Raw genomic sequence first — 13,816 nt, forward strand, 5'->3', positions numbered from 1 at the left:
CTTAAAAAAGACCTTGAAATTCCAGGTCTTTTTTTTCGCCTGTATCATTCTGAGGGATTACCTACGGAATCTTCTTTGAGCAGGACATGACACTTAAAGTAAATCTGTTTCCGCTCTAGAAGCGGAGAGCAAGGATTTATCGACCAGTGACTGATACTCCGCAAGCGTCTCTCTTCCCAAAAAGGACAACGAAAGAAGGGTTGGAGACTGGCCAAAATGTGTATAGGATCCAATATAACGCCAAAGGAGTGAGTTATGTTCCAGCTTCCTGAAAATCTAACCCGTCAACAATTGCTAGCCCACATTTCTGAATCCAGCATATATGGAAACTTATGCCTATTCATAGGTGCGGGGTTTTCAAAAGAGCTAGTTGGCGAAGAGGCTCTTTCCTGGGGACAGCTACTGCAGAGAGCCACGACAGAGCTAGAAATAGAATTCGATTTTGACAATCCCAACTTGATTGGCACAGGTTATCCGGAAATAGCCTCTTCTATTTGCCGAAAGCATTCGGAAGCAAGAGGACTGACGATTACAAGCAGCATGGCTGCCCTAAAAGAAAAAGTGGCTGAGCTAACCTGTTGGTATCCAACGGACAAGAAAAAAATCGTATACGCTGATCATATCAGCAAATTGTCACCCGCCTGGGTGATAACTACCAACTACGATCTAGTCATAGAAAGTCTGCTGCCGGGCGAATCCATTACAATTGGACCGGATCAGCCACTGGTTTTCCCGAAGGGTCGCACACCAGTTTATCACCTCCATGGCGTACGTACGTATCCGGATAAAATTGTACTTTGCCGCGAGGATTACACCGCACTGTTTAGGCCAAATGAGTATCGCCAAATAAAGCTAGCTCTGACACTAAAGGAGTCTACAACAGTACTTTTAGGTTACGGACTAGGTGATGATAATGTTTTAACGGCCTTTGATTGGTCAAAAAATGTATTTGACGAAGTTATCAAGAGCTATCCCAATGAGACCATTCAGATAATTAGAGTTAGCACTCCTAAAGACGCGCCATATCGGGGACATAATGGCGCTACCATTTTAGAGGTTTCCGGACTAGCTGAATTCTTCGATGAGCTGATGCCAATTGTCGTCCGACGACGACAAGCCCAAGATGAATTGATCGGAAAACTGCATGACATTCGTGATTTGATGGTTAAATCTCCGCAAGACGCGGTCATTAAATTCATCGACGAAGAAAATTTTAGAGAAACAACTCTTTCATTTGTCAACAATAGCAACTATTCGCCACTAATCGATGGCTTCATACCTTTTTTTGAGAAATGCATTGATAAAACTTTCGAAAGATCGGCAGGGTACGGGGCATTTCAAGGCTACGCGCAAGGCTTGACTATAGTACTTGATATTTTGGATACCTACGGTGATTCCCATCTACCTCCGGCGCTGTTTCATAAACTAGCACACGCATTGTACAGGCAAGCTCCATACATTGGAAAAAAGAGCGGTCAGTCCCATGCAGCAGGAAAAATTTGGGACTCCAGAAAAAAAGGCCTATCCAAAACGCAGGTGCGAGAGTTAAAAATTTATGCACAGAGTAAGGGCTGGCATTATGTTGTTTTATTACTGAGTCCCCTGCTTGCACCGGCAGAGACGCTCGTCGTTCCTCCACCACCACCTCCGTTACCGGCGCAAAGCGGTCCCCTTATAGCCTCAGCCTCGGAGCCTCTTGTTCCATCTACTCCACCGCCTGCGCCTGCGCAACCAGCGTCCTCATCACCTCAACTTGCTGTAGCATCGCCTGCGCTGATCGTTACAACAACACAAACATAGGCTTTTTATAAACAAGATAAAAAATGGGACAGATTTGAATGGCGCTTACTTATTCTTCTTCGGGTGTCCATTCCTCCTGACCTCAGCCCTTGTTGATCGGCGTGTTTTCATCAGCAGGGGTAGGGCTTGGGTCTTCGTTTTATAGCGCGCGGCTCAATCCTGCCAGGAGGCTTTCCGACACGTTTCTGGGCAATCTGCTCAAGCAGATTCAGCATCTCTTGCTCTTGAGTCCCGTACCGCCTCAACTCAAGGCATAGCTGAAGGCTATGTTTGAAACTCAGTTAGCGAGGCAAGCAGTCGGCTAACAGAACTGATTGCGCCATGAGCTTCCGTTTCCAGTGAAAATAAATCCGTCCCTTTTTCGGTCCTTTTTCGCGTCCCTTTTTCGCACTTTAAGTTTCGAGAGAACGGTCATCCGTCGCTCCTGATCCTTGAGGCGCGCAGCACTGCGGTTCACCCTGGGCAGTTATTGTTTCAGGTCCTCAATCAGCTTGCCGACTGCCAGATCGGACACGCGGGAAAACGCCGCCCGCAGTGCTTCGGGATCGGTGGCGTACTGTTCAGGGGTGTAAGCGAGGGTATTGCTTTCATTGAATGGCGAGATGGTATTGAAGTTGCGCCAAACCGATGTACCGCCGCGCTTCATGAATCCGTTCACGCCAATGACCGGATAAAGCACGGTACTATAGTTTTTCAGGCTCAGCCCCCACTGCATGACCATGATTTCAACGTCGGCATCCGCTTTCTCGCCTTCAGCCACAATGGTGAACAGCCCTTCTTGCTTGATGCGCCTTTCGAAGCTTTCACGCACCAGCTTGCCCACATCGATACCATGGGCCTGCATATTGTCCAGAATCGCTTGGGAAATATCCACCGTCGCGCCGTCTGCCGCCTTGGTGCCCGCGACCGAGCCGGCGCCGGCCAATGCGCTGGTGGCGGCGCTCGATGCTCCGGCTGCCATGCCGGTTGCGGCACCTGCTCCGGCACCCAAGCCTGCTCCCCAGGCCTGGGTCATGCTGGTGTACTTGAAGTTCTGCACCGCAAAGTACACCGGAAGGATCTTGATGGTTTTGATCTGGTGGCGGTCTTCGATACTCAACGACTTGGTGACACACCCGGAAAGCAGGGCGACCGAAAGCAACGCGAGAAACAGCTTTTTCATGGGAGGGAAAACCGATTACATTGATGAATGAAAGCCTTGGGTTCCAAGACCGACCAGTCTTTCAATAAAGGGCAGTCTTCTTCCTTCATCGGGTAATCTGACCGAACGTCATGAAGGAGATCCCGAGAAACACCAACATCAGCAATACCCAGAACATGCTCGATCCTTCGTTTGATGTTTCTCGCGCAACGCGACAATTCCATGGCTGCCAGAAAACTGACCGTTTTCAAACTTCAATGCTCGCATCCTTATCGAGTCTGGTAAGGCCAGGAGTCTCTATTAGCTGACAGGCATTGGCAAATAATAAGCAGCTCAGCGCTGGCAATTTCAGCCTGTGTCGAACAAGAAAGGTCCCGCTGTGCAAGACCCTTCCTGCCCCGATTATCTACCGAGCCTCAACAATATCCAACGCCCGATTCGCCAACAGCTCACTCACCTCGATCACCTGCAAAATCCCCAACGCAACCCGCCTTCGCGAGCCATCCAGGTCGAACGCAAGATCACTGATCATCGCATTCGCCGAAGCCAGGTTCTCACTGAGATTCGCAAGCAAACACTCAGAATCAATCCCAGGATCAATCCGGAAAATGGAGTCGGGCTTGTCAGACGTTTCGCTCTTAGGCTTGGGTTTCAGGTAGTAATCCAACGCGCGAGTGGCCGCATCATCAATTTTCTTGTTCCGCGCAGCCTGAGCACGCGACACGTGTTCATCGGTAACGGGAGGGTTCGGTGTAATTTTGGCCATGGTCTTAGCTCTCTTTGGTTGAGGCTACGACCCGCTCGCGACTAAACGATTGGGAGGCAGCTGTACGCAGGTTAGTCGACCGACGAGCTAAGAAATCGGCGCGCCCGGAGGCGCCCTGCGCACAGCCACCATCGAGTGCAGGGACGGGATTCCTGACTGACGGGCGCTTGAGCGACTTAGCTACGGCGGGCGACTAAACCCGATCACTGATGAGCAGTGACCGAACCCAAACTACCGACGCCACCCAAGGCGCACAAGCCGGCGGATTCTGGCGTAGTTGTAGGCAAAGGCGCAAGGCGCTGTGGTCTGGTGAGCGCTGGCTGCCAGCGTCTGAAGGGCTTTACTGACACGGCTTACGTTAACGGGTTCGATCCGCCTGTGGCTATCTGCGCCAACCATTCCCGAGGAGACACACCAACCTTGGCCGTGAAGGCCCGTGAGAGTGCCGAAGGCGTTGTGTAGCCAAGTTCTTCGGTCAGGCTCTTGATGGATTCGCCTTGGCGCAAGCGGCTCTGGGCCAGGGCGATGCGCCAGGTGGTCAGGTAGTCGGCGGGTGTTTGGCCCACCACATCGCGGAAGGTGTTGGCGAATGCCGTGCGCGACAGGCAGGCGCGTTCGGCCATGCGCTCGAGGGTCCAGGCGGCGCTCGGGTCTTCGTGGATGGCGACGAGCACCCGTGCCAGGCGCGGGTTTGACAGCCCAGCGATGAGGCCCGGCTGGATGCCCGCTTCCTGTTGGTGATCGAGCAGCCAGCGTAGCAGTTGCAGCACCACGACTTCGAACAGTCGGTCGGCGAGCATTCGCTGGCCGCAGCGCACGTGGTCGGTCTCGGCGAACAGCAGTTCCAGCGCGGAGTGCAGGCCGGGGACTTGGGCCAGCGGCAACGCGATCAAGGGCGGCAGCGCCCGCGCCAGTGGGTTGCGTGCGCCGCCCTCGAACATCAGCCGCGCGCAGGTGAAGTCGGAGTCTTCCGCCGGGGGATTATGGAATTGGTGGGTGATCGGGCAGGGATAGAACAGCAGCGACGGTTCTTCGAAGCTCATCGAGGGCAAGCCTTGGCCACCGGGATGGCTGACTTTCAGCTGTCCCCGGCGAAGCACATGCAGATAGCCAAAACCTTCACGCGCGTCGAAGCGATTCACACCGCACAAGGCGCCGGTGTGGTGCAACTGCGCTTGCACGCGGAAATGGTCGAGGATGCCGGAGAGGCGATCTATGGTCGGTAGTGTTTGCATTCTGAACGAATTGCTACGTTAGGCGTACGTTAAGAGCCAAATAGTACAGACCATCCCCTTAAACTGCCAGCACCACATCATTCGGCAGAAGGGTCCACCATGAAACTCACTCGCTCCCCCCTCTTTTACGCTTCGTTGCTGCTTGGCTTGAGCGCCAGCGTCAGCGCTCACGAAGCCGCGCATCACGTCGGCATCGCCAGCAAACCGGCAAAGGCTGTAAAGGCGCCCTTCGATATCGTTCATACGAAAATAACCACCGAAGGCAACGTGGCGATTTTCCACATGGCCGTTTCTGGCAAGGCCGGCAGCGTACGCCCGGCGGCCAGCGGCAAGTTGGCAGGCAGCACGGTGTTCTCGTACGTATGGCCCACCAGCCTGGACCCTTCGGTGATTGGGTTCGAGCCGAAGTCCGGGATCCTGGCTTTTGCCGTGACTTCACACCCCGACTTCGACGACACGCCGCTGTTCGACGAGAACCGCGACGGGCGCCTGGATAACGACGGTGATCTTTGGCACTCGCATTGGGTGGTGCTGCAGCCCGACTCGGCCTGTGGGAAAGATGCGCTGAAAGTCGTAGACATTCCAGCAGGGGCCAAGCCTCGCGTGCCCAAGACTTGGCCGGGGTTGCCGATCCTCATCGACAGCCCGGGCTGGACCCCGACGATCAATCAGAAAACCATCGAAGTGCGCGTGCCGTTCGACGACATCGGCCCGGTCGAGGCCGGTGCGTTCGACGGCGTGACGGCCGCCCTGCGCGTGAACGCTAGCGTGCATAACCCGCTGCTGTGCGTCGCCGACGTGTTCAAGGTGGCCTCGGGCGACCTGTCCTTGCCCGGCAAGGTCAAGCGCTGACCCGCCTCGCCTCTTGTATTCAACCCCGCCACATCACTGGAGAAACACATGACTCGTATCAACCTTCAGCCACAATACGCGCCCGCCGCCAGCCAACCATTGCTGGCCCAGATCCAGCAGGCCTTTGGCGCAACGCCGAACATGTTCAAGGGCGTCGCCAATTCGCCGGCGGCGCTGCAAAGCATGTGGGCGGCCTTCGGTGCCCTGGGCCAAGGCACGTTGGGCGCCAAGCTCGGCGAGCAGATCGCGGTGGCCATCGCCAACCGCAATCGCTGTGAGTACTGCCTCGCCGCGCACACGGCCCTGGGTCAAAAGGCCGGTGTGTCCTCGACCGACATGGCCGCCGCCCAGCGCGGCGAGTCCAGCGACTCGAAGACGGCGGCGGCCCTGGCGTTCGCCCTGAAAGTGGTCGAGCAGCGCGCGCAAGTGGACGACGCCGATGTGCAGCGTCTGCGTGACAACGACTTTAGCGACGAGCAGATCGTCGAGATCATCGCCCATGTCGCGTTGAACCTGTTCACCAACTACATCAACGTCGCGTTGGACATTCCGGTCGACTTCCCCAAGGTCGCCCTGAAATAAGCCTGACCGAGCCCCGCCCGGCGCCGGGCGGGCTCACGTTGGCCGAGGTCCTATTCCGATGCTTCGGCGCTGTGCACCACGACCAGCAATTGGGCCTGGACATCGCCGACCGAACGCAGGCGATGGGGTTTCTGGGCATTGAAATGCAAGGCGTCACCGCGGTTCAGTAGCACGCGCTCGTTCATGAAGTCCACTTCCACTTGGCCTTCGTGAACAAACAGGAACTCCTCGCCCGTGTGTTCCTTGAACGCATGGTGCGCCGCGAATTCGGCCGGGGGATAGAGGATGAAGGGCAGCAACGTTCGCTCGGAAACCTGGTGAGCCAACACCGCGTATTCAGAGCTGCCAGGGTTCGCCGCCAGGGATTGGCGGTCTTCACACCGCACCAGGCTGTAGCTGTCGAGCGAGACGTTTTCCTCGGAAAACAACTCCTCGACTTTCACGTTCAGCGCCTTGGACAGCTTGAGCGCGGTGGCGATGGAGGGCGTGCTCAAACCCCGTTCAACCTTGGACAGATAGCTCTTGGTCATCCCGGTTTTTTCGGCCAGGACGTCCAGCGTCACACCGAGTTTTTTTCTGAGCAATTTCAAGCGAATGGACATAGATAACCATCATTTCCATGGAAGCGGACAATCGGCGATTGTAAATGACACTTTGTGTCATATAGTCTGTTTAGTGTCATTAGCACAGCCGTCCTCAAGCTTCAATGACGCGGATCAAGGGCAATCAAAGAGCGAATCAGGAGAACAATATGAGCAAGACACTGGCGACGCCAAAGGACCAATTGGTCCAGCATGCTGTAAACCAGATGCAGAAAACACTGCCGGATAATACGTGGACTGTACGACAAAAGCTGGCACTGACCTGCCGCATCCTGTTCGAGAACGGGCACGACTCCGGCCTGGCCGGGCAGATTACCGCGCGCGGCCCGCAACCTGGCACTTACTACACCCAACAATTGGGCTTGGGATTCGACGAAATCACCGCTGGCAACCTGCTGTTGATCAACGAAGACCTCGAGGTCCTAGAAGGCCACGGCATACCCAACCCGGCGAACCGCTTTCACAGCTGGGTCTACCGCGCCCGGCCGGATGTGAATTGCATCATCCACACCCACCCGACCCACATCGCTGCGCTGTCGATGCTGGAAATGCCGTTGCAGATTTCCCACATGGACCTCTGCCCGCTGTACGAAGACTGCGCGTTCCTGGAAGGCTGGCCGGGCGTCCCCGTGGGCAACGAGGAAGGCGAATTGATCGCCGGCGCCCTGGGTGACAAGCGCGCGATTCTGCTTTCTCACCACGGCCAGTTGTCGACCGGCGGGACCGTGGAGGAAGCCTGCAACATCGCCCAATTGATCGAACGCGCCGCGAAGCTGCAACTACTGGCGATGGCCGCCGGCGAGGTGAAACCGATCCTGCCGCACCTGGGCCGCGAAGCCCACCACTGGATCGCCCGCCCCAAGCGTCACGCGGCCGCCTTCAACTATTACGCCCGGCAGAACCTGCGCCAACACGCCGATTGCCTGAACTAACCCTATTAGGAGCGAAGCCATGTCTACCCCGAATATCCACGGCATCATCGGTTACACCATCACGCCCTTCTCCGCCGACGGCCAAGGCTTGGAACTGGACGCATTGGGCCGGTCCATCGACCGCCTGATCGAAAGCGGCGTGCATGCCATCGCGCCCTTGGGCAGCACCGGCGAAGGCGCTTACCTGAGCGACGCGGAGTGGGACCAGGTCAGCGAGTTCAGCATCGCCCACGTCGCCGGCCGGGTACCGACCGTGGTCAGCGTGTCTGACTTGACCACCGCCAAAGCGGTGCGTCGCGCGCGTTTTGCCCAAGATCACGGCGCCGACGTGGTGATGGTGCTGCCGGCTTCCTACTGGAAATTGAGCGAGGCGGAGATCCTCACGCATTACCAGACCATCGGCGCCAGCATCGACCTGCCCATCATGCTTTACAACAACCCGGCCACCAGCGGCATCGACATGTCCGTGGAGCTGATCCTCCGGATTTTCAACGCGGTGGATAACGTCACCATGGTCAAGGAAAGCACTGGCGACATCCAGCGCATGCACAAGCTGCAACTGCTGGGCGAAGGCCAGGTGCCGTTCTACAACGGCTGCAACCCACTGGTGCTGGAAGCCTTCGCGGCCGGCGCCAAGGGCTGGTGCACCGCAGCGCCGAACCTCATCCCCCAGCTCAATCTCGACCTGTACGCGGCGGTGTTGGCCAACGACCTGAGCAAAGCCCGGGCGCTGTTCTATCGTCAATTGCCGCTGCTGGATTTCATCCTCAAAGGTGGCTTGCCCGCCACCGTCAAGGCCGGTTTGCGCACCCTCGGCCTGGAAGTCGGCGACCCGCGCTTGCCTGTCTTCCCGCTCGACGATGCGGCCAACAGCCGATTGAACGCCATGCTGAGCCAACTGCGCTGATTCGTCTTGCCCTTGCGACCCAAGCCGATCAACGTCGATCTGCTCGGTCGCTCCGGCAAGCGGCCTTGATACTTTTGCGACAGAGAGAAGCCCAATGACCATCAAAGTCTATGACACACATGTCCGCACTCAAGACGGGAGATACCTGCATTTCGACGTCCTGATCGACCGCAACGACCTGGAATTCGCCCAATCCTGCGCACGACGCTTCCTGGCCGAACAGGGCATCGAAGACAAGGACATGACCCTGAATGACTGCCGCTTCTGCCATGTCGAGCCAAGCAACCCGAAAATAGTCGAAACCATCGCCAAGCAAGGCTTCTTCATTCTCAAACTGCAAGGCTGCGAGGCTTGAAATGGATATCTATAAACCCCTGCATTGCGACCTGCACGATTATCTGGAAATTGCCTGCCTGTGTAGCTACACGCTGGACATCGAGCTGATCGACGGCCAACGCCGGACAGGCCGGGCGATCACCACGCGGACCTCTTCCACGCGGGAAGAGTTTCTCGAAGTCGAAACTACGGACGGCCGCCAGGAAATTCGCCTCGACAGCCTATTAGCGATTACGCCGCAGAACGACAACGCCAGGTTTGGCCGCGTTGTGCTGGCGAATGGGTGAGCGGGCGAGCCGTTCATTTGATCCTTAAATCGTGCGCGGGGCGGGCTTGGTTGCGAACCGGTTCAGCACGTGTCGCTCTGACCTTATCGTATGCGTTACCTCGCGCCTACCGCGCGAATCTTGTTCCGCACAGCCTGAGCACGCGACACGTGTTCATCGGTAACGGGGAGGATTCGGTGTAATCTTGACCATGGTCTTAACTCTCTGGTTGAGGCCACCACCCGTTCGCTGCTAAACGAATTGGGAGGCAGCTGCACGCAGGTTAGCAGACCGACGAATTAAGAAATCGGCGCGCCCGAGGGCGCCCTGCGCACAGCCACCATCGAGTGCAGGGATGGGGCTTCCTGGCTGACGATGCGTTGTGCGTCACCTTCTGCGAACAACCCCGTCCCCTTTCCGCACGCCCAAGAATTCCAGAAAAAACGCCCACTCAAATTTCCTAGGCACACGCACAAACGCATCAGCCACTTTATCAATTTCGGCTCTCGCCCCCTCTGCGCTGTCACAAGCCCGCGCGCAGACCGTTCCATCGGGAAAAAAGATGTTGTAGTCATAACGAGGCCCCACCCAAACCCCATCGGTCCATCGGCCTCCCACTGCGCTTTTGTGTATCGCGCAGCCTTTGTAGTTCTCTACGAATTCCATATCGCACCTCACGAAATCAAGCACCGTGATATCGCGACACTGTTCAAACGAAATCTCGCGATATCGCCCTCAGAATACGGCCCTCGAAAATTCTCGCGCACCTGTAGGAAATGACAGTTCGTAATAACATCTAGCAACAAGTACGTGACTGTTAATTCGCCCCAGCTATAAAACCCACACAAAAATCTTTCGACTTCATCCCTTCCCGCAAAACTCCCATCCGCTTTAGCAAACACGCTCGCTCCCCCCCGCCTCGATAATCCCCTCTTCACTCACCCTACCGCTGCAACCGAGCACTGTGTACCTCCCATGAACCTACGCACCTTCATTCGCAGCTACTGCCGCAAATCCAGGCTCGCCACGAATGCGCTCACCCGCCTGCACAATTCCCTCTCGTCCCTGGCCGCCTATCTGGCCCAGCAAGGTTTCGATTCCAAGATATGGCCGGCGACCCGTGACGAAAGCGCGCTGGACCGGCACCTCAACACCCTCTGCCCAGAGCTGGCCGCCACCGTGTTCAGCCACGCCCGCGAAGGCATCATCCTGGTCGACCCATTCGGCCGGGTCATCGCCGTGAACGAGGCCTTTACGCGGCTGACCGGTTACGGGCAGGACGAGGTGCTAGGCCGGGATTTGAACTCCCATCGCATGCTGCGGCGGCTCGCGGCGTTTTATGCGCCGGTGAAAAATGCGTTGGATTTCCACGGGCATTGGTCCGGTGAGATTCAGAGCAACCGCAAGGATGGCCGGGAGATGACGTCACGGATCAGCGTCAGTGCGGTGCATGACCGTCACGGCAACGTTCAGCACTATGTGGCGCTGTTCAGTGACATGACGCAAATGAAGCAGCGTTTGCAGTTGCTGGAGCGTGACGCGCGGTATGACGCGCTTACGCAGTTGCCCAATCGCCTGTTGCTGGCCGAGCGCATGCGTCAAGCGTTGGGCAAGGCGCGCCTGCACCAGCAGAAGGTGGCGATCGCATTTATTGATCTGGATGGGTTCAAGGCGCTGAACGACAGTTATGGCCATGACTGGGGAGATCGGGTGTTGCAGATTGTCGCGGCGCGGATCAATGCGACGTTGCGCGAGGGCGATACGTTGGCGCGGCTCGGTGGCGATGAGTTTGTCGCGGGGCTGGTGGGGTTGCAGGCGGTGGAGGACTGCGAGCCGTTGCTCAAGCGGATGCTGGCGGCGGCCAATGCGCCGATTTTGATCGGCGCGCAGACGGTGGAGATTGCGGCGAGTATCGGGGTGGCGTTTTATCCGGAGCATGGGCTGGAGGTCGATGGGCTGATCAACAAGGCGGATCAGGCGATGTACCTGTCGAAGAAGGCCGGCGGTAACCGTTTGGCGTTTTGTCCGACGCGGTTTATTTCGGTCAATAGCGAAGCCTGACGGTGGTGCCGAGGGTGCGTTCGCTGCCGGTCATGACGCCATAGTCGCCGGCGCCGAGCAGTGAATACACGGCGGTGATGTACTGCCGGTCGAAGACGTTGCGCACCCAGCCTTCCACTTCCCATGCACGGTCTTGGCTGCGCAGGCCCAGGCGCAGGTTGGTGAGGCCGTAGCTGGGTTGATAGCTGCCCTCGCCGCCTTCGAGGGTGCCGTAGTAACCGGTGCGAAAGCTGTAGTCGACGCCGCTGAAGGCTTCCAATCCGTAGGGCAGCGGGTGGGTATGGTCGAGGCCGCTGCTGAGGTTCCATTCCGGCGCGTTGTAGAGGCGCTCGCCGCTGAGGTCGCAGGTCCATTGGCCCGAAGCCGGTGGGCATGGCGCGTTGGGGAAGCTGCGATAGCGCGCATCGCTCCAGGCCAGGCCCAGGCGGCCGGTGAGTCGTGGGGCGAGTTGCCAGGCGGTATCGAGTTCGATGCCGCGCAGGCGGACTTTGCCGACGTTGATCAGGTTGTCCCGCAGCGGTGGTGCGAACAGCGAGGTCGGCGGGCTGTAGGTGAGTGCCTGGTAGTTGTCGACGTCAGTCTGGTAGACGGCAAGGTCGAGCAATGCGCGCTCATTCCAGAAGCGCGTTTTCACGCCCAGTTCCAGCGACGTGGCGCGCTCCGGCTCGAAGGTCGGCGCGGTGAACGGGCCGACCACGTCGAAGTTGATGCCGCCGGCCTTGTAGCCCCGCGACCAACTGACGTAGCCCATCACCGCCTCGCTGAAACGGTAGCTGGCGCTGGCGAGGCTGGAGACGTTGTGTTCTTCGATCGAATCCTCGCGGTAGTAACCCCGACCGAGGGCGATGTCGCGCAGCAGTTGCCCTCCGGCTTGAAACACCGGCGGCAAGCCGGTCAACGGGGCGAGGTTGCTGACGTCGCGGGAGATCCAGCCGTCCTTGCGCTCATGGCTGTAGCGCAGGCCGCCGGTAAGTTCCAGCGGTTCGATCGGGCGCCAGGAAAGCTGGCCGAAGATCGCCCGGCTGTCGCCCTTCTGCTCGCCGTCGAAATGTTGCTGGGCGCCATCGAGCAGCATGGAAGGCACCTGGCTCGGATGGGTGAAATTGATGCCGAAGAGTTTTTTCAGTTGGTCGAGCTGATCGCCGACGAACCAGGGCGCGGCGTCCTTGCCGAATTCGGCGTCGATCTCGCGGTCGAGCTGCTGGCGCAAATAGTAGAGGCCGGCGACATAGTCAACGGACGAACCGGCCGTGCCGGACAGGCGCCATTCCTGGCTGAACTGCCGATGGCCGAGCTCGGTTTCGGACTGCGCCACCGCCAGCGCGGTGCTGTCGCCGTCGCGGGTGGCGCGGTAGTCCCAATCGCGGTAGGCGGTGATGCTGGTGAAGCGCATTGCCTCGTCGATGTCCCAGTTCAATTCCAATGACACGCCGTTCTGTAAGGTTTGCGGACGGCCCGGCGAGTCGATGCGGGATTCGCGTTTGTAAGGGTCGGGCTCGGTCAGTGGATAGCCGTGGAACTTGGCGCGCTTGCGGGTTTGTTCGCTGTAGTGATTGGGCAGCAGGACGTTGCCGGCTTCGTTTTGCTCGGCGTAGTCGGCGATCAGGCGCGCGCTGAAATCGGTGTTCGGCGTCCACAATAATTGGCCGCGCAGGCCTTGGCTGTCGGCGTCGCCGAGGCGGGTGCCGTCTTGCAGGTTTTCCACGGCGCCATGGGTGGCGCTGTCGAAGACATTGAGTCGCCCGGCGAGCACGTCGTCCTGCAGCGCGCCGGAAATCGTCCCGCGATATTCCCGCAGACCGCGCTCGCCGTAGCTGGCTTCGAGGTTGGCTTCGGGCTGGAACGTCGGTTGTTTGGTGATGATGTTCAGCGCGCCGGCGGTGGTGTTTTTGCCGAACAAGGTGCCTTGCGGCCCGCGCAAGACTTCGATGCGCTCGATGTCCATCAACTCGGTGAAGGCCATGCCCTGGCGCGCCTGGTAAACGCCATCGACATACGTGCCGACGCTGCCTTCCAGGCCATCGTTATAGGCCGTCGCGCCGAAACCGCGCAGGCCGAAGCCGGCGTAACGGGCGTCGTGACCGGAGACTATCAAACCGGGTACGCGTTGCTGGATGTCTTTAAGCGTATGCAGGCCGGCCTCGTCCAGTTGATCGCCGTAGAGAACGTTGATCGGGATCGGCACTTGCTGTGGGTCTTCCTCGCGGCGCCGAGCGGTGACGGTGGTTTCGTCGAGTGTGAGGGCGCTGGGGGCCGCTTGTTCGGCATAGCCCGATGCCCAAGGCAACGCTGAAAGGCTGCCGAGCAAGAGCAGCCGGTAACCCAAACCCGGCATG

At 58.2% G+C, this 13,816-nt stretch carries 13 protein-coding genes and 1 pseudogene; 8 read left to right on the top strand and 6 right to left on the bottom strand.

From position 1 onward, the window contains the following. Positions 1-255 precede the first annotated feature (255 nt). Positions 256-1,800: an SIR2 family NAD-dependent protein deacylase gene (locus J3P82_RS21330; protein ID WP_434558554.1), complete on the top strand. Its 1,545-nt coding sequence runs from the start codon at positions 256-258 to the stop codon at positions 1,798-1,800. 45 nt (positions 1,801-1,845) lie between these two features. On the opposite strand, the pseudogene J3P82_RS21335 reads toward J3P82_RS21330, so the two are convergent. From J3P82_RS21335 to J3P82_RS21350, 4 genes and pseudogenes are all read right to left on the bottom strand, one after another. After that, positions 1,846-2,132, bottom strand: a pseudogene (locus J3P82_RS21335) (IS4 family transposase); the annotation flags it as partial. Positions 2,133-2,266: 134 nt separating this feature from the next. Next, positions 2,267-2,962 carry a hypothetical protein gene (locus J3P82_RS21340; RefSeq protein ID WP_434558555.1) on the bottom strand — a complete coding sequence of 232 codons (696 nt, stop codon included), beginning with the start codon at positions 2,960-2,962 and terminating at the stop codon, positions 2,267-2,269. Positions 2,963-3,347: 385 nt separating this feature from the next. Beyond that, entirely contained in the window at positions 3,348-3,707 is a 360-nt protein-coding gene (locus tag J3P82_RS21345; RefSeq protein ID WP_434558556.1) for a DUF6124 family protein, read from the bottom strand. A 353-nt stretch (positions 3,708-4,060) separates the two neighbouring features. Continuing rightward, positions 4,061-4,942, bottom strand: coding sequence for an AraC family transcriptional regulator (locus tag J3P82_RS21350; RefSeq protein ID WP_434558557.1), 882 nt, complete (start codon positions 4,940-4,942; stop codon positions 4,061-4,063). 99 nt (positions 4,943-5,041) lie between these two features. On the opposite strand from J3P82_RS21350, the gene J3P82_RS21355 reads away from it, so the two are divergent. After that, positions 5,042-5,794 carry a hypothetical protein gene (locus J3P82_RS21355; RefSeq protein ID WP_434558558.1) on the top strand — a complete coding sequence of 251 codons (753 nt, stop codon included), beginning with the start codon at positions 5,042-5,044 and terminating at the stop codon, positions 5,792-5,794. Positions 5,795-5,842: 48 nt separating this feature from the next. Then, positions 5,843-6,376 (top strand): carboxymuconolactone decarboxylase family protein, encoded by a 534-nt coding sequence (locus tag J3P82_RS21360; RefSeq protein ID WP_434558559.1) that lies wholly within the window; start codon positions 5,843-5,845, stop codon positions 6,374-6,376. A gap of 50 nt (positions 6,377-6,426) precedes the next feature. Here the strand turns inward: J3P82_RS21360 and J3P82_RS21365 are convergent, their stop codons facing one another. Then, on the bottom strand, positions 6,427-6,978 hold the full coding sequence (locus J3P82_RS21365; RefSeq protein WP_434558560.1) for a helix-turn-helix domain-containing protein: 552 nt from the start codon (positions 6,976-6,978) through the stop codon (positions 6,427-6,429). Between the two features lie 149 nt (positions 6,979-7,127). Between J3P82_RS21365 and J3P82_RS21370 the strand changes: the two genes are divergently transcribed. The 5 genes from J3P82_RS21370 (at position 7,128) to J3P82_RS21390 (ending at position 11,480) form a co-directional block, all read left to right on the top strand. Beyond that, positions 7,128-7,910: an aldolase gene (locus J3P82_RS21370; RefSeq protein WP_434558561.1), complete on the top strand. Its 783-nt coding sequence runs from the start codon at positions 7,128-7,130 to the stop codon at positions 7,908-7,910. A 19-nt stretch (positions 7,911-7,929) separates the two neighbouring features. Then, complete coding sequence (locus J3P82_RS21375; protein ID WP_434558562.1) at positions 7,930-8,817, top strand: dihydrodipicolinate synthase family protein; 888 nt, start codon at positions 7,930-7,932, stop codon at positions 8,815-8,817. Positions 8,818-8,911: 94 nt separating this feature from the next. Further along, positions 8,912-9,172 carry a DUF2024 family protein gene (locus J3P82_RS21380; protein ID WP_434558563.1) on the top strand — a complete coding sequence of 87 codons (261 nt, stop codon included), beginning with the start codon at positions 8,912-8,914 and terminating at the stop codon, positions 9,170-9,172. Position 9,173: 1 nt separating this feature from the next. Further along, the gene (locus J3P82_RS21385; RefSeq protein ID WP_434558564.1) at positions 9,174-9,440 is read left to right on the top strand and encodes a Rho-binding antiterminator; all 267 of its coding nucleotides are present in this window, start codon (positions 9,174-9,176) and stop codon (positions 9,438-9,440) included. 954 nt (positions 9,441-10,394) lie between these two features. Beyond that, positions 10,395-11,480, top strand: coding sequence for a diguanylate cyclase domain-containing protein (locus J3P82_RS21390; RefSeq protein ID WP_434558565.1), 1,086 nt, complete (start codon positions 10,395-10,397; stop codon positions 11,478-11,480). Here J3P82_RS21390 and J3P82_RS21395 read toward each other — a convergent pair. Then, positions 11,464-13,815, bottom strand: a complete 2,352-nt coding sequence (locus tag J3P82_RS21395) for a TonB-dependent receptor (protein ID WP_434558566.1) — start codon at positions 13,813-13,815, stop codon at positions 11,464-11,466. The two genes, J3P82_RS21390 and J3P82_RS21395, sit on opposite strands and share 17 nt — an antisense overlap. Position 13,816 lies beyond the last annotated feature (1 nt).

Source organism: Pseudomonas sp. Z4-20 (assembly GCF_051131955.1).
Lineage (GTDB): Bacteria > Pseudomonadota > Gammaproteobacteria > Pseudomonadales > Pseudomonadaceae > Aquipseudomonas > Aquipseudomonas marvdashtae.

Excerpts from the sequence above, each read along its gene's own strand:
- J3P82_RS21330 (WP_434558554.1), top strand. The coding sequence starts at position 256 with ATGTTCCAGCTTCCTGAAAATCTAACCCGTCAACAATTGCTAGCCCAC.
- J3P82_RS21345 (WP_434558556.1), bottom strand. The coding sequence starts at position 3,707 with ATGGCCAAAATTACACCGAACCCTCCCGTTACCGATGAACACGTGTCG.
- J3P82_RS21395 (WP_434558566.1), bottom strand. The coding sequence starts at position 13,815 with ATGCCGGGTTTGGGTTACCGGCTGCTCTTGCTCGGCAGCCTTTCAGCG.
- J3P82_RS21340 (WP_434558555.1), bottom strand. The coding sequence starts at position 2,962 with ATGAAAAAGCTGTTTCTCGCGTTGCTTTCGGTCGCCCTGCTTTCCGGG.
- J3P82_RS21390 (WP_434558565.1), top strand. The coding sequence starts at position 10,395 with ATGAACCTACGCACCTTCATTCGCAGCTACTGCCGCAAATCCAGGCTC.
- J3P82_RS21385 (WP_434558564.1), top strand. The coding sequence starts at position 9,174 with ATGGATATCTATAAACCCCTGCATTGCGACCTGCACGATTATCTGGAA.
- J3P82_RS21375 (WP_434558562.1), top strand. The coding sequence starts at position 7,930 with ATGTCTACCCCGAATATCCACGGCATCATCGGTTACACCATCACGCCC.
- J3P82_RS21350 (WP_434558557.1), bottom strand. The coding sequence starts at position 4,942 with ATGCAAACACTACCGACCATAGATCGCCTCTCCGGCATCCTCGACCAT.
- J3P82_RS21360 (WP_434558559.1), top strand. The coding sequence starts at position 5,843 with ATGACTCGTATCAACCTTCAGCCACAATACGCGCCCGCCGCCAGCCAA.
- J3P82_RS21380 (WP_434558563.1), top strand. The coding sequence starts at position 8,912 with ATGACCATCAAAGTCTATGACACACATGTCCGCACTCAAGACGGGAGA.
- J3P82_RS21365 (WP_434558560.1), bottom strand. The coding sequence starts at position 6,978 with ATGTCCATTCGCTTGAAATTGCTCAGAAAAAAACTCGGTGTGACGCTG.
- J3P82_RS21355 (WP_434558558.1), top strand. The coding sequence starts at position 5,042 with ATGAAACTCACTCGCTCCCCCCTCTTTTACGCTTCGTTGCTGCTTGGC.
- J3P82_RS21370 (WP_434558561.1), top strand. The coding sequence starts at position 7,128 with ATGAGCAAGACACTGGCGACGCCAAAGGACCAATTGGTCCAGCATGCT.